Raw genomic sequence first — 19,097 nt, 5'->3', positions numbered from 1 at the left:
CATGTGGCATAGCCTAAAAATAAGACCCAAAACTCACGTTAACTTAATGACATTGCTTGGAGGGGGTAAAGGTACATCGCACATAATTATGGTTAATTGCTTTCTTTTTTCCTTTATTTTTGCCTAAATGAAATCTATTTCGATTAATAGCCCTGCCGAGCTAAATACGGTTGCTAAAGCACTGTTGGCTTTTGCCAACGGGCAAAAGTTTTTTGTTTTGGAAGGAGAAATGGCGGCTGGCAAAACCACTTTTATTAAATCGTTTTGCAAAGCTTTAGGCGTAGATGATGTAGTAAGCAGTCCAACTTTTTCTATTGTTAACGAATACCAAAGTGCCGCAGGAACGGTTTATCATTTCGATTTTTATCGTTTAAAAAATTTACAGGAAGCTTATGACATTGGCTACGAAGAGTATTTCTACAGCAACAATTATTGTTTGGTAGAATGGCCTTCTAAAGTAGAAGAGTTGCTTCCTGAAGAATATATTAAAATTGAAATAACCGTTACTGGCAGCGAGCAACGGTTGTTTCAGTTTACTAAGGTTAAAGCATAGGTTAAACGTTTGTTTTTAAGGTATCTTTAATCTGTAAGTTGCTTTTTCTACCAATTTTCTTTCTTAGTGTTAGTACTGGGCATTTCTGGTGTTTGTATCATCAGTGTATAGTCGCCTTTTTTCAATACCTCAAAATCGGCTTTTGCTTGTACCTATTCCATGCATCCTAAGCCATTGCTTATAGGCACATTTATCTTATCTGCAAATACAAGATTACCCTAAAGGGAGGCATTAGCGAGAATAACTATCCAAAGCAGGGCTGTAATGTTTTTTAAATGTAAAATTTTAAATTATTTTCGGCAGGTTTTCCGACTTGCAACACGGCATTTTGTTCGGGTCTTGTTCGAGTTTTGTTCGCAAAAAACCACTTTTCTTCGAAGGTGTCCCGAACAAGCCTCGAACAAAACACCTAAAAACCAAAGAAAAAGCTGTTTTTTGCTAAATTTTTATTCTTAAATTTAATGGTAATATGGGGTAAGTGCACTTTAAATTCTATTGAATGGCATGTCTTTCTGTCAATTGCTTTCCCTTTAGCCCAAGTCTTCCTAGTATCAGAGTGCAAAGCCCCTCGTTTGGGCTCCAGTTTGGGCGCAAGTCTTAGGATTTGGGTTTGAGAGTAGGATGAATTGTGCCTGTTAGGCTTTGCTTAATATAATTTGTAACTTAAAATTTATTCTTATGGTAAATGAGCATAAAGTACAAGTTTAGAAACCTCCTCTGGCTTAAGCTTTTTTCTAGCGCAAGCGTCCGCTTGTGCTAATTAATAAATAGAAGAAATGAGTATAAAATATAAAATACGAGACCAAGAGCAGCTTTACTTTATAAGTTTTGCGGTGGTTTACTGGTTAGATGCTTTTGTAAGAAATGAGTATAGGGAGGTGTTATTAGATAGTTTACGTTACTGCCAAAAGAATAAGGGGTTAGAGGTTTACGCTTGGTGTATCATGACCAGCCATGTGCATTTAATTATTGGTACTACAGATAAAAAGATGGAAGATATTTTGCGTGATTTTAAGAGCTATACATCGAGCCAGTTAAGAAAGGCAATTAGCGAGAACCCACAGGAAAGCAGGCGTGAGTGGCTACTATGGATGATGCAACGAGCAGGTAAGAAGAATATTAACAATAATGGATTTCAGTTTTGGCAGCAGGACAACCATCCGATAGAATTATGGGACAATTACATGAAAGAACAAAAATTAAATTATTTGCATCAGAACCCGGTCATGTCGGGCTTTGTATCTAAAGCAGAAGATTATTTGTATAGTAGTGCAATAGATTATTGCGGAGAGAAAGGTTTGTTGGAGATTAAGCTAATGGATTGATTGGGCACAAGCGGACGCTTGCGCCAGAGGGGGGATCATTTTATAATTACATTGGAGTCTACACTGTATACTTGCGAAAGTTGTCAAGGATATCTAGTTTATTTGAAGAAACTAGCGAGTGAATCAGCAAAAACAGTTGAAATTAAAATGATAGCAAATCAAAATGCTATAAACACTAAAGCGTTAAAAAAAATAATATATAATTAAATGGAAATTCAATACTTAACTTATTTAAGAGATAATCCTAGCGGTAATTTTCCGATTGAGCCTATTTCATTGCAAGAAATTCAACAGTTAGAAATACTGTATAATACAGGTAACCCTTTTCCGATAGCATTAAAAGAATTGCTCTTTTTAGCGGGACAATTTTGTTATGTATTAGATTACGGAGTTTTTGAAAATCAGCAACAAATGCAAGAATTTGTAAGAAGTGAGATGGCAGAAGAAAACAAATCTTTATCTCGCCCTTTTTTTGTAATTGACGTATACAACCTTGGTGATCAATTCATTTTTGTCTATCTGGACGAGGGTAATAATCCACCAACATATGAAGGTCATTATTATGCTAGTAATCAAGGTTGGATTTCTCAAGTAACTCCTACGTTGTCAGGGCTAATTAATCATGGAATTGATAGGGTAAAACAAGGTAGAAATCCATTCTGAGTTTTCTATGTTAGCGCCCTAACTGGTTTAAGTGTTCCGCAGGGCCACTTAAATCTAAATAAGAGAACCAAAGACTTAGTCTGGCAATAGTAGCAGAAAAGAAGCGAAAAGCTAAAATGTAAAAAAGTAGAGCAGTAAAAAATAGAAGAGTAATGGCCACAAGATATAGGTTTGGAGATAGTAGCCTACCACATTTTATAACCTTTGCCGTGGTAAACTGGATAGATGTATTTACCCGTGAAAGCTATAAAGAGATATTTGTAGACAGCCTGAAGTTCTGCGTAGGCGAAAAGGGGCTGAACCTGCATGCTTGGGTTGTTATGGGCAATCATGTCCATCTTATAGCTTCTGCAAAAGAGGGTTTAGGGCTGGCAGATATTATTAGGGACTTGAAGAAATATACGAGTAAGATGATTATTTCCGGTATTGAAAATAACCAGCAAGAGAGTAGAAGAGACTGGATGCTATGGATGTTTAAACGTGCAGGGGCAAGAAACAGTAATAACAAGGTTTACCAGTTCTGGCAACAGGACAACCACCCGATAGAGTTAAGTACCAATAATATGATAGACCAGAGATTGAACTATGTGCACGAAAATCCGGTAAGGGCAGGGCTGGTTACCGAAGCGCAGTATTACAAGTATAGTAGCGCGACGGATTATTATGAGGAAAGGAGGGGGCTTGTACCAGTATTGTTTATGTAACGTTGTTTTCCGGTCTGGAGACCTTGGTTTTCAGAATGGATGTTAGGTATGAAAATAAATTGGATAGACAGGACCCTACGACATGGAAAGGATTAGTAGAAAGACAAAGAGTAATAACAGATTCTGAAAAAATGATATTGAAAATAGGTCATTTTAAAGCTAAGTAAGATAATTAATTATGATAAAGATTGACTTATATTCTCCCTATAAAGGTGAAATAGAAATAATGTTTATAGAAAAAGATATTAATGAACAAGTTGTTTTTGAAGTTGATTTATGGTATGCTGATTTTACATCTCTGATGGGATATATACCAATAATTTCAGAGCCTCATCCTGATAGCGTTTTATATAATTGGCAAAAAGGCATAGGCTTTTTTGATGAAGAAAACTGGGAGTGTACAAGAGTTCAAGAGTTTTATAATCAAATAATATCTATTACTAACATCCCTGCTTCTGCTGGTTTGGATAGCGTCATTAATGCATTGATTCAAATTTGTCAATCTGCATTGACAAATGGAAACAAGCTTTTTATAGAATATATTTAGTTATAAAATGGAAATACAATATTTAACCTATTTAAGAGATAATCCTATTGGAAGTTGGCCAATTAAACCTATCTCATTGCAAGAGATTGAACAATTAGAAATTTTATATAATAATAGTAATCCCATGCTGGCGCACGCGTGCCGCGTGTGCTTATAAAAATTAGAAGATAAATGTAAACAGAATATAAATGAGCCGTAAATACAAGTTCCATCACAAAGAAGGTTTGTACTTCGTAAGTTTTGCTTGGTAAATTGCATGTACACACAGTACTAGAATACCAAAAATTTAAAGTTTTAACGCCAATTAAAATAATTTAATATGCCAACCAAACCCGTAAGCCCAAGATATTACCCGGCTCTTTCAGAGCTGATTACGGTAGATGACCTGCCAGATTTTTTGCAATTTGCAGAAACCGGGCTAGAAACGCTATTGAGCCGCATACACTACAAGAACTTTCAGTTCTCTAAAAGTGTCCGTGGCGATTCTGCTTTTTACAGCTTAGAGGTGGTTACCACAAGAAACGAGCACTCAACATACTTAGAAATTTGTTAACACTTATTTCTTGTCGCTTTTAAAAATAGTGCCTCTTTCTTCTACAAGAAAGTACCTTTGGTTTTGGCATAACCGTGTCAATTTCGTATCTTCATCTTTCAAACTATACCATACTAATGGCTACAGTATTACGTGACGAAATGGCTGCCATTGCCCAGAGAGGTTTATTACAAACCCAAGAGGCGATGCTAGAAACAGGAAAAAAAAGCAATAGCTTATTTATTGGCATCCCAAAAGAAATTTCTTACCAAGAATGCAGAATTGCGCTCACACCTCTTTCGGTTGCCCTTTTGGTAAACAATGGCCATAAAGTAATGCTAGAGAGTGGTGCGGGCAACGGTGCCAACTTTAGCGATAAAGACTATAGCGAACAAGGCGCACAAATTTCGTTTAACAAAAAAGATGTTTGGGCGGCAGATATTATTGTAAAAATTGCGCCGCCAACTATTGAAGAAATTGCGCTGATGCACAAAGGGCAAACGCTTATTTCGGCCTTGCAAATTGGAACCTTAAAAAGCGATGTTATAAAGGCACTACTGGCAAAAAAGATAAACGCACTTTGTTTCGAGAACATACGCGATGAGGGCAATGTACTTACCGTAGTGCGTGCCATGAGCGAAATTGTGGGCGCCACCTCTATTTTTATTGCTGCCGAATATTTAAGCTCGGCCTTTGGTGGCAAAGGCTTAATGCTTGGGGGCTTTACTGGTGTGCCACCCACCGAAATTGTAATTTTAGGTGCCGGTACCGTTGGCGAGTACGCCGCTAGAACGGCCCTTTCTTTAGGGGCTGAGGTAAAAGTTTTTGACAGTTCTATTTTTAAGTTGCGCCGGCTGCAAAATAACTTGGGCAGCAGGGTATTTACTTCGGTAATGCAGCCTATTGTACTGGCAAAGGCCATTACCACTTGCGATGTGGTTATTGGAGCCATCCGCTCAGAACATGGCCGCAGCCCTTGTGTGGTAATGGAAGAAACCGTGGCTAAAATGAAACCGCACTCGGTAGTGGTTGATGTAAGCATAGATCAAGGCGGTTGCTTTGAAACTTCGGAAGTAACCAACCATAAAGACCCTATTTTTGTAAAACACGAGGTAATACATTACTGCGTACCTAACATCGCATCTCGTGTGCCCCGAACGGCTTCTTACGCCCTAACCAATATTTTTGCCCCTATTTTAGTAGATATTGGCGACATGGGCGGCCTAATGAACATGGTTTGGAACAAGCCCGGCATTAGAGAAGGGCTGTATTGCTACCAAGGCCATTTAACCAATAAAGACTTGGCCACCATGTATAATTTACCTTATAAAGATTTAGAACTACTTATACTCTCTAACCAATAAATTAATGAAAAATTATTTCGCCGTTTTACTATTAGTTGCTACTTGCTTACCTGCTTTCTCACAAAACAAAGCCAATTTAAAAATTGTAAGCAATTATAATGCTTACAGGGCCGATGTGGCAAAAAATCCAGACCTAGAGCTTGTTGAAATCAAAAAGGCCATTCCGTCTGTTGTACTCGATATACGCTATGCCACCACAAACAATTTTATGAATCAGGTAATGTACAAACAGGCCCGTGCATTTGCCCGCAAACCTGTGGTAGAAAAGTTAAAATTGATACAGGCAGCATTAAAGAAAAAAGGCTACGGACTTAAAATATACGATGGTTATAGGCCTTATGCGGTTACCGTATCGTTTTACGAAAAGGCACAGGGAGAAGACAAAAAGTTTGTAGCCGACCCTGCCAAAGGCTCTAAACACAATAGAGGCTGTGCCGTTGACCTAAGCATTATTGATTTAAAAACAGGTAAAGATGTACCTATGCCTACACCTTACGACAGTTTTGAGGCGGCAGCCGCACCAACTTATAACAACTTGCCCGCAAATATTATTAAAAACCGAGATTTTCTAATTAACCTTATGCACGCCCACGGCTTTAAAGTGGTTTACCATGAGTGGTGGCATTTTGATTTTATTGGTTGGGAAAAGTTCGACTTAATGGATATTCCGTTTGAGCAACTGTAAAAAGTTTACTGAGCTTACACTAATGCTCCTTGCTGTCAATATCAACGAACGGCAGGGAGTATTGCCTGAATTTATTAACCTGAGTAGATTATTAAATGTACCAAAACAAGCCGTTAAAACTGATGCCGAAATAAATTCAGCAGGACGGAGCGCAAATTTAGCGTCACCTCCGATACTCGGAGCAAGCGCTGAATTTATTTTGCTTCACAGCTACTTCATGGTCAGGGTCTGTTTAGCTAGATTAAGCCCCAAAACTCACGTTAAATTAGGCTGATGATATTTTGTTGCAAGTCCTCAAACTTAACCTCTTAGCACAAGAAAAAGGAACGTTATTGTTGTCCTTTATTATTAACCCAACTTATTCAGCTTTGCTTCGCTTTCCGTACTTCATCGTTTTCACCTCTACTTTATCGCCTTTAACGATTAATGAGAAAAGATAATCGTATTCATCATCCGCTATTGCGGCCACGGGTCTTTTTGCACCAAAAGCTTCTATCAATTCTAAAACTGTATTCGAATGCCCAATAATCAAGATTTTTTTACCTAGGGCGTTTTCTTTTAATGCCTTAACCAGCTGTGCACCTTTGGAGGGTTCGTATATTTTTATGTTAATCCCGGCAATATCTGCCAAAGGAAAACCCGTAAGTTTGGTTCGTTTATAATCTGTAGAAAAAATACTATCTAGTTTTTGCCCTTTTAGTGCTTTTTTTAGTGCTTCGGCTCTTCTTGCTCCTGCTTCAGAGAGGTCTGGATCTCTTTCTTTAAGGTCTGAAGTATCTTTTTCGGCATGTCTTACCATCCAAACTTTTAATGCTTTTTGGGCATGTATAGTCTGCTGTAAGCCCAAAGACAAAACAAGCAATACTAATATTTTCTTCATCTCTACTATTAATTAAATTTAACCTAACTAGTTATAGAACAGCTCCCAACTTTAAGACATCTGCTTTACTATGCCAGCTAGAGAGCACAATTCTATTCAAGTTTTCACTGTTCCTATCGGGATAAGGGAAAGAAGAAATTAAAATTTGGTTTGCCAATAAGCTCTTTTCTATTCCCGATTTTAGGGCTAAAAATACTGGAAAATCTCCGGCAAAAAACCAATCTTGTTTATTAATAAGAGTTTCTTTAAATATTTTTACGTTTTCTTGAAGTTTTTCGAATGCCTGTTCATAAATTTCGTTGGCGTGTATAAAAGCATATAAACCAGCGGCGGCGGGTGGCGAAGCGCCGTAAAACTCGTCGCTTCTTTTTAGTTGGGCTATTACATTTCGAGAGCCCAAAACCACTCCTGCATCTAAACCCAATGCCTTTGCCATCGAAGCTACCACAACTACTTCTATATGGGCAATGTTTGGCACGTTTTGCAACACACAGTTCCCTTGGTTAAGCAGGCCTATGCCATGCGAATCGTCTATTACCAAGGTAACCTTTTTCGAGGCATTGATTTCTTTGATAAAGCTAAAATCGTAAATCTCTGGATGAAGGTTGTTCATCGAGTTGGTTAAAAGCACCCAATTAGGGGTTTCGCTTGCGTTGATCTCTGCAACCACTTGTTTACTCCACTCTTCGAAACTGCTTTGAACAGCAGGGTTTCCGTTGGTCCATAAGGCTGGGTGGGTATTGGGCGCATAACGAACCTCGCCTTGTGTAACACAAGCTTTTACGGTAAGCTGTGCCGCCAAATAACCGCTAGAGGTAATCAGTGCAGCCTCGGCCCCAAATCTTTTTGCGGTATAAGATTCTGCTTCATTGTATATACCCAACTGTACGTTGTTGCCCCTACTAGTACCGTTGTTTAAACCGTACTGTGCTATTCCCTTAATGTATAAATTTATAAATGCTTTGTTTTGAGGGATGCCAAGGTAGGCTGTGCCGCCAAAATAAAGGTAGTTTTCTTGCTGGTGGGATATTACCGACGATAACTTTTGTGCTAAGTGATCAAAGCTTTGGTTTTCTTTCATTAATGATAATCTGTTGTTCCTTTTCTTATTTCAATTCGCTCAAATAGCTTTTAAAAAACTCAAACTGTTGTTTTATTGATTTTTTCCAATAAGTTCTGTTGTGTGCGCCGGGTTGCGAAATGTAAGTAGCCTTTAAGTTTAGTTCATCGCACCTTTGCTTTAGTTCATTGTTATAAGGGTAAAAGAAATCTTGAGAACCACAGTCAAAAATAAAAGGCTTGTTAGCTTCTTTAAGCTTGTGAATATTGGGCACTACAGAATAGGTATCCCATATTTCATCTTCTTTTTTCGGGTTTCCAAGCAAATCGCTTAAACCGTACTTAGCAGAAAAGTCTCTCAGCTTTACCCCTCCACTGGTGCTTCCGGCACTGGCAAACAAATCTGGTCGTTTTATAAAAAGAGAAAGCGCCCCATGTCCGCCCATGCTTAACCCAGAAATAAATACCTTTTGCTCATCTACTTTGTATTTCTTCTTTATATCTGGAAAAAGCTCGTCGAAGAAGAAACTTTCATATTGCCAATCTTTTTTTGCCGGACTGTTAATGTACCAGCTATTGTACAACCCGTCTGGACAAACGATGATAAAGCCGTATTCATCAGCGTATTTTTGGGCACCCATAATGCTGTGCCATTGTTTGTAGTTCCCGCTATATCCGTGCAAGAGATATATCAACGGCAACTTATGCTGATCTTGATAATTTTTAGGCTTAAATACCCATACTGTATCTGGTTTAGGCAAGTTTTTGCTTTGATAAACCAGTAAATCTTGTGCCTTAACTAAAAAGCTAATACAGATTAAAATAGAGCCCAACAGACTCTTTATTATATTGTTTTTTGACATCTCGAAAAATAGTTTTATAAGCTAAAATTTATCATGAATATAGGTCATTACCTTGACCATTTCTTTTCTAATATCTGCCGTAGGCTGTACATAATTATTGTTCATAAAAGAATATAGCAACAGCTTTCCTTTTTTGGTGATGACGTAACCGCTTTGGTTATGTACCCCACCCAAGGTTCCTGTTTTTGCATAAACAAAAGGCGTATCTGTTTTTGGGTAGGCATTTTTAAGGGTCCCGGTTTTTCCACCGGCCGGCATCATCTTAAATAACCTTTCTTGATCGTTTACCTCTTTATATATTAACGTTAATAATTTAATGATGGACCGCGGAGTGAACAAATTTCCTCTGGAGAGGCCCGATCCATCTACCCATTTAGGTTTATCTGGCAGTTCTGCTAAGTATTTTTCTTGAATAGTTGCAATTATTTTGGGGGTACTTAGCGCCAAGCCCAATTTATCGGCATAAGTTAAGAGCAATTGCTCGGCTACAAAATTGTCTGAAGGAAGCATCAACTGCCTAAACACATCCTCGCTTTTTGAGCTATAGATTGTTTTCGCATTTACCGGAAGCGGATAATTGATGAGCTGCACATTTTTCCCTAGTGTATCTGCTAACAAGGTTAATGTTAAAGCTGTAGAGGTTTTAAATGGAATTTGCTGCGCATAATTTGCATCGGTTGTTACGGGCGGGTAATGAAATTTATTGGACAAGAACTCTCTTTGCACCCTAAATTTAGTTGCTCTGGTATTGCTATCGGCTATAAAACAAGCATTTAAACTTTTTGGGGAGATATTCATTTTGCCCGCTTCTTTAGCAGTTACCAATACCACATTATCAAACAAAGGCAATTCCGAAATCTCTGGCTGATAATAATCGTTATAATCGTCCCAGGCCCAGCCATCGCCAAAAAAATTGCCCTCGTAACGGTTGTTCGCAAAAAACAACTTTTTATTGGTACGCTTTAACAGTTGTATCGCATTTGTGCCCTTTAAAACGGTATGTAAAAGCGAGGGATCTCCCGTTCCCCAAAAAATAAGCGAATCTGCTTTTTCTATGTAACGTAAAGAAGGTATCGAATCGGGCACAATTTTTAAGCCTGCATAAAAGGTAAACAGCTTGGTATTAGAAGCTGGCGTAAAATATTTATCGGCATCTTTCTGAAAGATCATTTGATCAGCATCCATGTCATATAAAGCAAAACCTACTTGGTACTTTTTTAACATTTCGGAGCTTTTAATCTCTTTACCTACCTTACGTGCTATAATTTGGTTGGGCTTACAAGCAAAAAGATTTGTTGTAATTAGCACAAAAAGCGCCAATTTTATACGGTTAGTAATACTCATCATCAAAAGTTTAAATAGTATAAAAGGGTATTGGTTTCTTATTTTGCTTTCATCAATACTTGATTTATACAAATGCGCACTAATTTATTAATTTAGTTTCATGAACCGCACCAAATTTTTCAATCGTCTGGATATATCCTTTGCAATTTTGGTGTTGGTGTACCTTTGTTTTTCTCCTCTTGCTGTATTTTGTCAAGGATTTCAGTTTAACAACGGACGCAAACAGCAAACACTTCCGTTCGATTTAATTAAAAATCTCATTATCATCCCTATTTACATTAACGATAAAGGCCCCTTTAATTTTATTTTAGATACCGGGGTGTCGCCTATGATTGTTACAGATACTACGCTAAAAGAAAGTTTAAAAATTAGTTACCCTAGGCCCATAAAAATTAGCGGCTACGGAAACTTTGAGGGTATCGATGCTTTTTTGGGCGTTACAAGTGTAAAAATTGGCGATGCTGAAGCCGAAAATATTGCAACGGTTTTCCTTAAAGACAATATATTACCGCTCTCTGGTTTTGTTGGGAAAAAAATATACGGACTAATTGGCTATTCTTTCTTCAGCAGCTTTGTAGTTAAGATAAATTACAGCACCAAGTCTTTACGGTTTACCTCCTATAATAAGAAGGTAAAATTAAAGGGCGAAAAAATCCCTATCGAGCTTATTGAAAACAAGCCTTATGTGTCATTAAGCATTGAACAAGCTGGTTTAGGCACTAAAACCATAAAGGCATTGGTAGATTGTGGCGCTAGCCATGCCATTTCTCTCGAAACGTTGGGGGGCGGGAAACCTTTTCCGCAGCCCGAGTTTTCCATGTCGGCCAATCTTGGCAATAGCTTAACAGGCACAATTACAGGCCGAATTGGACGGGTTTTATCATTAAAACTAGGTGTTTTTAAGTTTAAGGAGGTGATATCGCATTATCCTGTTTACAACATTGATACCCTAAAAAAAATTGATAGAAATGGCAATTTAGGCTCAGAGATTTTAAGTCGTTTTAACACCATATACGACTATAGAAACGGCTATATGTATATCAAAAAAAACGAAAAATTTAATCGCCCTTTTGAACATGACATGTCGGGCATTGAGCTTTATGCAGATGATGGCCCACCATCCAGAACATTGATTAACAGAATAGAACCCGAATCGCCAGCCGATTTAATTGGACTAAAAGAAGGAGATGAAATTATTTCTATTAACTTTAAAAAAATAGATGATTACGCTTTAGACGAAATAGCAAGCATATTTAAAGCCAAAAACAGTTATAGCGTAGTGCTCGAAATATGGCGAGGAAAATCTTCTTTCATCAAATTATTAAAACTTAAAAAACGAATATAAAAACACATGAAACTTACGCTACGTTTATTGCTATTAACGGTATTGCCTATTGGTGTTTATGCGCAACAAACCGATTCTATTGCAGTGGTCAACGCTAAATGGAGCAGATCATCTATCGCAAAAAAAACAAAGCTCTATACTTATCAATTTAACGATAGCACATTGTTCAACGCAAACCAATACATCAGTTTTGTAGAAGTTAAAAACCATAAAAAGGCACCCGGCTTTTACATCGGTTACGAAAAAAAAGAATTGATTAAAACCAGTACTTTTGCTGAAAAAAATAATGCTATAGCCGCTATAAACGGTACTTTTTTCGATATAAGAAATGGTGGATCGGTAGATTTTATCAAAGTAAACGATACCGTTATTAACCAAAATAGAAAAGAGAAAAACAACATTAGGGCGCTACACCATAGGGCGGCAGTTGTAATTAACGAGCACCTGCCAAGCATTAAAAAATGGGACGGAACGGATACTTGGGAAAATAACCTTAGCGACAAGAATATAATGCTTAGCGGCCCTCTGCTGATCTTAAACAACGAAAAAGAAAAGTTAGATTCTGTACCATTTAACAGGCTTCGCCATCCGCGTACCGCAATAGGCATTAAAGCCGATGGCACCGTACTTTTGTTAACGGTTGATGGAAGACAGCAAAACTCGGCCGGCATGAGCCTTTTTGAACTTACAAAAGTGATGAAATGGCTGGGCTGCACCAGTGCCATTAACCTAGATGGCGGCGGCTCTACCACGCTTTGGGTAAAAGGCTACGGCGATAATGGCGTAGTTAACTATCCATCTGACAATAAAAAATGGGACCACGAAGGCCAAAGAAAAGTAGCAAACGTTATATATATCAAAGGCAAACAATAACTTTGTGGCAAAATGCCAATCCGTAATTTATAATGAATTTTAGTCGCATAGTTTTAGCCCTACTGTTTTCTATTTCTCTATACGCTTGTAGCGGTACCGCCAACAACAATACAACTACTCCTACTGAACTAACTTTTAAAGATGTTGCCGGCACACGTTATTATGAGGTTAAACGCAGGTTTAGCAACGGGCTTTCGTTTAACAAAGACGGTTTTATGCTTGCCCCAACCTGGATTATAGCGTACCAGCATCCCGACACCATGCTGGCCTACAGTCCCGAAAAAAGGGGCATGGAAGCTTTTTATTTACAATTTGACCATGGCAAAATCTATAATTTCGCCCGAGAATTTTTTAGGGTAAAGGTTATTGCCAAGGATAGTTTGATTTTACAACGTTTACAGGTAGAATCGCGTGTGGTTGCCAAAGGCGAGGTTTCTGATGTTAATTGTACTTACTATACCAGAGATTATATAGAAAACGTACTAAAAACAACGGTTGGAGAACTGCAAAGGCCAACTTCTAGAGATACTGCTTTCATTAAAAAGCTTTCCGAAAAAACCTATAAACACCCGGCTAACCCCGATACCGCTTTTGCAGCCACAGAAATTGTAGCGCTAAAGCCCAACAGTAAAAACATTTCAGTAAAACTAATTGGCTATGCCGATAGTGGCAGCCACAGAAAATCTTACGCTTATATGTACCCCGAGTACCGGGTAGAAATCAATAAGTCTTACAAAGATTTTCGCTATCGCTTTTCTGTAGTTGTTGACGTAAAAGGAAAAATGTATGTAAACAGGGTTGAAGGCGTATTGGCAGAAGACATGCCACACCGTAAAAAATTAATACAAGGCATTGCCGATGTTTACCTGCAAAACCTACTTTATATTAAACCCGGCACAACTTTAGGCATACCACACTCTAGCGAAATTACCATTAGTTTGGTGGGTAACAAGTAACTAACTTTAAAAAGATTGTTTTGAAAAAGTTTGAGTTTTTCTTGTAATTAGATTTAAATCTGTACCTTGCGGACTTAATACATAATATAATGCAAGAAGGAACAGTAAAATTTTTCAATGTAACTAAAGGTTTTGGATTTATCGTGCCAGCAAATGGCGACGCTGAAATCTTTGTACATTCAACAGGCCTTATCGACGAAATTCGTGAAAACGACAAAGTTCAATACGACGTTGAAAACGGTAGAAAAGGCTTAAATGCCGTTAATGTGAAAGTAATCTAATTATTATCATATTTTACCAAAAAAGTCCCCCGATAAATCGGGGGACTTTTTTATTTTGAGGTATTTCACTATTTCTTAAGCTTGGTAAAAAGGAGTTCTGGCTCGTTAGTGGTAATGTAATCTACATTTTGCTCCAACAACCTGCTCATGTCTTTTTCGGCGTTTACGGTCCAAACATTTACAATTAAGCCTGCGGCATGTGCCTGTTTAATCCAGTCGGGGTTTTTCTTGAAAACATTTTGGTTATAATCTAAACCATAAAAACCTTGTTCTTTTAGTTTTGCAGGCTCAATTTCGCCATTTAAATAAGAAACTCTTGCCCCTGGAACATTTGCAATTACATACGTGCAGATATAGTGACTAAAGCTAATATATTCTATCCAAGGAGCTGCTTTAAGTTCATTTACCGTGGCTATTACTGCTTTGGTTAAAGCCTCTTCCCTTTCTGGTGTTTTTTGGGGTTTAATTTCCAAAATCAGTTTTGTTTTTTTCTGGGTTAAGCCCGCTTTTAGGTACTCTACTAAAGTTGGGATGCTTTCGCCATTGCTTAATTTTTTATAAGCTAACAACTCTTGGTAGGTACTTGTAGCAATGTCTTTCCCCAAAAAATCGGCATTATGGTTTACTACCGCAATATTATCTTTGGTAAACTGCACATCAAACTCGCTACCAAAACACTTTAACCGAATGGCCTCGTTAAGCGACGCGATAGAGTTTTCGGGTAAATTTTGTGTTTTCCATGCGCCGCGGTGTGCAATTACCAAGTTTTTGTTCCACGATTTGATTTGTTTTTGTGCTAACGCAGTTCCGCTAATCATTATAGCTAAAATAGCTACAAAAAATCTTTTATTCATTGTTTAGAGTTTTTAGTGAGGGCTAAGCCTGTTGCAATGCGCAACAACTTGGTTCCTTTTTGTTTTTATTGATTGTATTTTGTTTCTAAATTACACTTTAACGGCCTTCATTCAAAACACTTCGAAAGTTTTTTCCTCAAAATTTAACTACTTTCTTTTTAAGCGCACATTTTTTACCTTTATTGGCGTTAACAAAGAACACGAAACACTTTTTACCACCTAAAATATGCTAGTTTATTTTAAGACTGGCTTTCTTAGATTAAAGGTGGTAAATTAATTTGGCTGGTGTCTTTATGGTTAAAAAACATGGGCAGCAATTACGATTTACTGATTTCTAAAATTAACGAGTTTACCCGAAAGTTTTATCTCAACAAACTTTTACGAGGTAGCATTTTTGCTGCTGCACTAATTTTAAGCCTTTATTTATTTCTTTTTGTTTGGGTTTTTTATACCTACCCCAGCATAGCCGCCAAAACATTCCTATTCTATTCTTTTATGGGCGTTTCGCTGGTTGCTATACTTTTTTGGATTATAAGACCTGCGCTTTCCTATTTTAAACTAAGTAAAACTTTAAGTTTAGAAGAAGCCTCAAACTTAATAGGCCTGCATTTCTTTAATGTTAAAGATAAATTACTGAATACGCTACAGCTAAAAGAACTAGCAGCTAACTCGCCACAAAACAGTGCGCTCATTTTAGCCGGAATTGATCAGAAAATTAAAGAACTAAAACCCGTTCCTTTCGCTACGGCTATTAACCTAGGCGACAATAAAAAACATATTAAATACATTGCGCTACCACTTTTTATCATTTTATTAATTGGTGTTATTGCACCTGCAATTTTAAGGGAAGGCACCAACGGTTTTATCCGTTACAATGAAGAGATTTTACCAAAAGCTCCTTTCGATTTTGTGGTAGAAAACAAAAATTTAAATATTACGCAGGGCGATGATTTAACCATTAAAGTAAAACTTACAGGCAACGAATTTCCGCAAGATATTTATTTGGAAGACGGCGTAAACAGCTATAAGTTAGAAAAGCAAGATATCAGCCATTTTAGCTATACCATTAAGAACATCCAAAAGGATAAAGTTATTCGCTTTAACGGCGGTGGCTTTAATTCTACAAGTCACACCATTAGTGTAAAACCACGCCCGTCTTTATTAAACTTAAGTGCAACGTTGGTGTATCCACCTTATTTGAATAGAAAAAGTGAAGAAATACCAAATGTGGGCGATTTATTGCTTCCCGAAGGAACAAAGGTAAACTGGAAATTAAAGACTGAAAACAGCGATGAAATTACTTTCATTTTACAGCAAAAAGTTCACCCGCTGGCCGTTGTTGAAAACAGCGTTGGTTTTAGCGCTACAATTAAACAAAATGGCAATTATCAAATTGTACCAAAAAACAAGTTTGTTAGCTTACGCGATTCGTTAAGCCATCATTTAACGGTAATTAAAGATCAATTTCCTACCATTGCTGTAACCGAAACGCCAGATAGTTTAAGTAGTAAAGCCCTTTATTTTACTGGCGTTATTAACGACGATTACGGATTTTCATCACTAAAATTTAAGTATCAAATTAAAGACAAAAACAAGGTTGTTGGTTCGGGAGCAAAAGTAATTACGATTAAAAACCAACAAACAGAAAACAACTTTTTTTATCTCTGGAATATTAATGAGGTTGCAATAAAACCAGGGCAAACCATCGATTACTTTTTTGAAGTGGCAGATAACGATGGTGTAAATGGGGCGAAAATTATGCGTTCGGAAATCAAAACTTACCAAGCGCCTACGCCACAACAAATTGCCAAAAAATTGGCCGAAGGAAGTCAATCGTTGAAACAGAAAATGGAGCAAACCATTAAATTGGCGAACAGCATTGAAAAAGACAGCAAAAAGCTAAGCGAAAATTTACTGGATAAAAAACAACTCAACTTTGAGGATAAAAAGCAGATTGAACAATTGCTAGATAAACAGAAACAACTAGATCAAGCGGTTAAAGACATTAAGGAACTCAACGAAAAAAACAATTTCGATAAGCAAGAGAACGCCCAACTAAACGAAGAGCTAAAAGAAAAACAGAAAAAAATAGATGAGCTTTTCAACAATGTTTTAGACGAAAAAACCAAGGAGCTTTTGCAAAAGCTACAGCAGTTAATGGATCAAAATAATAAAGATCAAACTAGAAACGAACTGTCTAAAATGCAGCTTGACAATAAATCGGTAAAGAATGAACTTGACCGTATTTTGGAGCTGTACAAACAACTAGAATTTGAGCAAAATTTACAGAATAAAATTGACCGTTTAAATGAGCTAGCCAAAGAGCAAAAAGGGCTGTCTGAGCAAAGCAAGAATAACAATTCGCCTATGCAAGATTTAAAAGGCAAGCAAGACCAGCTCAATAAAGATTTTAGAGCCCTAAAGAAAGAACTGCAAGATTTAGACAAGAAAAATCAGGCTTTAGAAAGGCCTAACAACTATAAAAACCCCGAAAAGGAAACCAACGATATAGAGAAAAGCCAACAAGATGGCAAAGAAGAACTGAATCAGAATAACAGACAAAAAGCTTCCGAAAAACAGCAGCAAGCTGGCGAGCAAATGCAACAATTAGCACAGCAAATGCAAGAACAACAACAAACTGGTGCCGAAGAAGAAAATAAGGTGAATGCCCAAGAGCTTCGCAAATTGTTAGAAAATTTATTGAGCACTTCTTTTGAGCAAGAAAAGGTAATGGTAGCCTTACGAAAAATGGGCACAGCAGACCCTACTTATGTTGCACAGGCCCAAAAACAAAACATGATTCGCGATAACATGAAAACCATTGCCGATAGCTTGTTCTCGCTAAGTAAACGCGTTCCTCAAATCGAAAGTACGGTAAGCACAGAAGTAGAAAAAATTAACTTTAACATAGCCAAAGCAATAGATTTTTTAGGCGATAGAAGAACGAGCGAAGCTAACCGTTCGCAACAATTCGCAATGACATCGTTAAATAATTTGGCCCTAATGCTAAACGAAGCTTTAGAGCAGTTGCAAAATGCCATGAAAAATGCCAAGGGCGGTAAAGGGAAACAAAAACAGGCCATGCAGCAATTGCAACAAATGCAAGAGCAGCTTAACAAAAACATGCAGCAGGCTAAAGAGAAAATGGAACGAGAGGGAAATATGGGCACTGTTCCGAAAGGCCAGATGAGCCAAGAATTTGCTAAAATGGCACAACAACAGCAGATGATTAGGGAAGCATTAGAGAAAATTAACAAGGAAGACAATAAAGATGGTAAAGGCGCCTTAGGAAATTTAAACCAAACCGTGCAAGAGATGAAACAAACCGAATTGGATTTGGTAAACAAACGTATTTCGCAAGAAACCATTAATCGCCAGAAAAACCTAATGGTTAAGCTACTAGATGCCGAAAAAGCACAAAGAGAACAAGATCAGGACGAAAAACGCGAAAGTAATGCTGCTAAACAATTTCCACCATCGTATCAGAAAATGTTAGAGAAGTTTAATAAAAGTATGCAGAGCGAAAGCGAATTGATACAAAAATTACCCCCCAACTTAAATTATTATTATAAAAATAAAGTAGCCGAGTATTTTAAACTGTTAAATTCGGGGCGTTAAACAAGTCGATATCTTTGTAGCTATTTCGAGGAGAAATTTAGTCTTTAGATCTCTCACTACATTCGAAATGACGTAAATACCTAAGATATCTCGTTTTAAACTTATTTTATGTCAAAAATAAACTTCTTTACAGAAGACCTTACTTATAACCTCAAAGGAAAAATCGCCATTAAAAAATGGTTACAAGAAACTATAGTGGCAGAAGGCTACCAATTAGCAGAGCTGAATTTCATCTTTTGCTCCGACGAATATTTACTGCGTGTAAACCAAGATTTTTTGCAACACGACTACTATACCGATGTAATTACGTTTGACAACTCAGAAGAGCTTAAAACAATTTTAGGCGATATATTTATCAGTATTGATAGAGTTAAAGATAATGCCAATCAAAACAACGCCACTACTCATGACGAACTATGCCGCATTATGGTACACGGCCTACTACATCTTTTAGGGTATAGAGATAAGACCCAAAAGGCTAAAAAAGAAATGACCGCCAAGGAAGATTTTTATTTAGCAAAGCGGATATAGATTTCGATTTTTAAAGTTTTTTTGCGGTAATCTTCCTGTTTGTTTTTATTAATTAGGTTTTTTGCTGTTTTTTAATTAAAATAGCTTAAATTTTAATTAAAAATTGCGCTTTTGTGCAGC

19 protein-coding genes are annotated in these 19,097 nt (G+C 37.3%); 14 read left to right on the top strand and 5 right to left on the bottom strand.

The genetic code is table 11. The features are described 5' to 3' along the window. Positions 1–127 precede the first annotated feature (127 nt). From tsaE to B3I52_RS15575, 8 genes are all read left to right on the top strand, one after another. Positions 128–553: a tRNA (adenosine(37)-N6)-threonylcarbamoyltransferase complex ATPase subunit type 1 TsaE gene (gene tsaE / locus B3I52_RS15610; protein ID WP_293303072.1), complete on the top strand. Its 426-nt coding sequence runs from the start codon at positions 128–130 to the stop codon at positions 551–553. 776 nt (positions 554–1,329) lie between these two features. After that, positions 1,330–1,878, top strand: a complete 549-nt coding sequence (locus B3I52_RS15605) for an REP-associated tyrosine transposase (protein WP_293303070.1) — start codon at positions 1,330–1,332, stop codon at positions 1,876–1,878. Positions 1,879–2,085: 207 nt separating this feature from the next. Beyond that, positions 2,086–2,541: a hypothetical protein gene (locus tag B3I52_RS15600; RefSeq protein ID WP_293303068.1), complete on the top strand. Its 456-nt coding sequence runs from the start codon at positions 2,086–2,088 to the stop codon at positions 2,539–2,541. A gap of 152 nt (positions 2,542–2,693) precedes the next feature. Further along, complete coding sequence (locus B3I52_RS15595; RefSeq protein ID WP_293303066.1) at positions 2,694–3,245, top strand: REP-associated tyrosine transposase; 552 nt, start codon at positions 2,694–2,696, stop codon at positions 3,243–3,245. Positions 3,246–3,423: 178 nt separating this feature from the next. Then, on the top strand, positions 3,424–3,792 hold the full coding sequence (locus B3I52_RS15590) for a hypothetical protein (protein WP_293303063.1): 369 nt from the start codon (positions 3,424–3,426) through the stop codon (positions 3,790–3,792). A gap of 319 nt (positions 3,793–4,111) precedes the next feature. Further along, entirely contained in the window at positions 4,112–4,345 is a 234-nt protein-coding gene (locus B3I52_RS15585; protein ID WP_293303060.1) for a hypothetical protein, read from the top strand. Positions 4,346–4,461: 116 nt separating this feature from the next. Next, a complete protein-coding gene (locus B3I52_RS15580) occupies positions 4,462–5,688 on the top strand; it encodes an alanine dehydrogenase (RefSeq protein ID WP_293303057.1) in 1,227 nt (408 codons plus the stop codon). A gap of 4 nt (positions 5,689–5,692) precedes the next feature. After that, complete coding sequence (locus tag B3I52_RS15575; RefSeq protein WP_293303054.1) at positions 5,693–6,373, top strand: M15 family metallopeptidase; 681 nt, start codon at positions 5,693–5,695, stop codon at positions 6,371–6,373. A 358-nt stretch (positions 6,374–6,731) separates the two neighbouring features. Here the strand turns inward: B3I52_RS15575 and B3I52_RS15570 are convergent, their stop codons facing one another. From B3I52_RS15570 to B3I52_RS15555, 4 genes are read right to left on the bottom strand one after another with little or no spacing between them, the layout of a single operon-like run. Continuing rightward, positions 6,732–7,253: a histidine phosphatase family protein gene (locus B3I52_RS15570; RefSeq protein WP_293303052.1), complete on the bottom strand. Its 522-nt coding sequence runs from the start codon at positions 7,251–7,253 to the stop codon at positions 6,732–6,734. A gap of 31 nt (positions 7,254–7,284) precedes the next feature. Continuing rightward, entirely contained in the window at positions 7,285–8,334 is a 1,050-nt protein-coding gene (locus tag B3I52_RS15565; RefSeq protein WP_293303049.1) for an aminotransferase class I/II-fold pyridoxal phosphate-dependent enzyme, read from the bottom strand. Between the two features lie 25 nt (positions 8,335–8,359). After that, on the bottom strand, positions 8,360–9,175 hold the full coding sequence (locus tag B3I52_RS15560; RefSeq protein ID WP_293303047.1) for an alpha/beta hydrolase: 816 nt from the start codon (positions 9,173–9,175) through the stop codon (positions 8,360–8,362). A 21-nt stretch (positions 9,176–9,196) separates the two neighbouring features. Next, positions 9,197–10,522: a D-alanyl-D-alanine carboxypeptidase gene (locus B3I52_RS15555; protein ID WP_293303045.1), complete on the bottom strand. Its 1,326-nt coding sequence runs from the start codon at positions 10,520–10,522 to the stop codon at positions 9,197–9,199. Positions 10,523–10,619: 97 nt separating this feature from the next. Between B3I52_RS15555 and B3I52_RS15550 the strand changes: the two genes are divergently transcribed. The 4 genes from B3I52_RS15550 to B3I52_RS15535 all read left to right on the top strand — a co-directional run bounded on the left by B3I52_RS15550 (position 10,620) and on the right by B3I52_RS15535 (position 13,974). Next, positions 10,620–11,864 (top strand): aspartyl protease family protein, encoded by a 1,245-nt coding sequence (locus B3I52_RS15550; protein ID WP_293303042.1) that lies wholly within the window; start codon positions 10,620–10,622, stop codon positions 11,862–11,864. Positions 11,865–11,870: 6 nt separating this feature from the next. After that, a complete protein-coding gene (locus B3I52_RS15545; RefSeq protein ID WP_293303040.1) occupies positions 11,871–12,737 on the top strand; it encodes a phosphodiester glycosidase family protein in 867 nt (288 codons plus the stop codon). A gap of 32 nt (positions 12,738–12,769) precedes the next feature. Then, a complete protein-coding gene (locus B3I52_RS15540; RefSeq protein ID WP_293303037.1) occupies positions 12,770–13,693 on the top strand; it encodes a hypothetical protein in 924 nt (307 codons plus the stop codon). An 89-nt stretch (positions 13,694–13,782) separates the two neighbouring features. After that, on the top strand, positions 13,783–13,974 hold the full coding sequence (locus tag B3I52_RS15535; protein ID WP_293303034.1) for a cold-shock protein: 192 nt from the start codon (positions 13,783–13,785) through the stop codon (positions 13,972–13,974). 68 nt (positions 13,975–14,042) lie between these two features. On the opposite strand, the gene B3I52_RS15530 is transcribed toward B3I52_RS15535, so the two are convergent. Beyond that, positions 14,043–14,828 (bottom strand): glycerophosphodiester phosphodiesterase, encoded by a 786-nt coding sequence (locus B3I52_RS15530; RefSeq protein ID WP_293303030.1) that lies wholly within the window; start codon positions 14,826–14,828, stop codon positions 14,043–14,045. 306 nt (positions 14,829–15,134) lie between these two features. On the opposite strand from B3I52_RS15530, the gene B3I52_RS15525 reads away from it, so the two are divergent. Together B3I52_RS15525 and ybeY are read left to right on the top strand one after the other, a co-directional pair. Further along, positions 15,135–18,446 (top strand): DUF4175 family protein, encoded by a 3,312-nt coding sequence (locus B3I52_RS15525; protein ID WP_293303028.1) that lies wholly within the window; start codon positions 15,135–15,137, stop codon positions 18,444–18,446. Between the two features lie 108 nt (positions 18,447–18,554). Continuing rightward, the gene (ybeY, locus tag B3I52_RS15520; RefSeq protein WP_293303026.1) at positions 18,555–18,977 is read left to right on the top strand and encodes an rRNA maturation RNase YbeY; all 423 of its coding nucleotides are present in this window, start codon (positions 18,555–18,557) and stop codon (positions 18,975–18,977) included. Positions 18,978–19,097 lie beyond the last annotated feature (120 nt).

The sequence above is a fragment of the Pedobacter sp. UBA4863 genome (assembly GCF_002399615.1).
In the GTDB taxonomy this organism is placed as follows: domain Bacteria; phylum Bacteroidota; class Bacteroidia; order Sphingobacteriales; family Sphingobacteriaceae; genus Pedobacter.
Note: the sequence above shows the minus strand (reverse complement) of the source record. Positions and strands in the feature narration are given on the sequence as shown.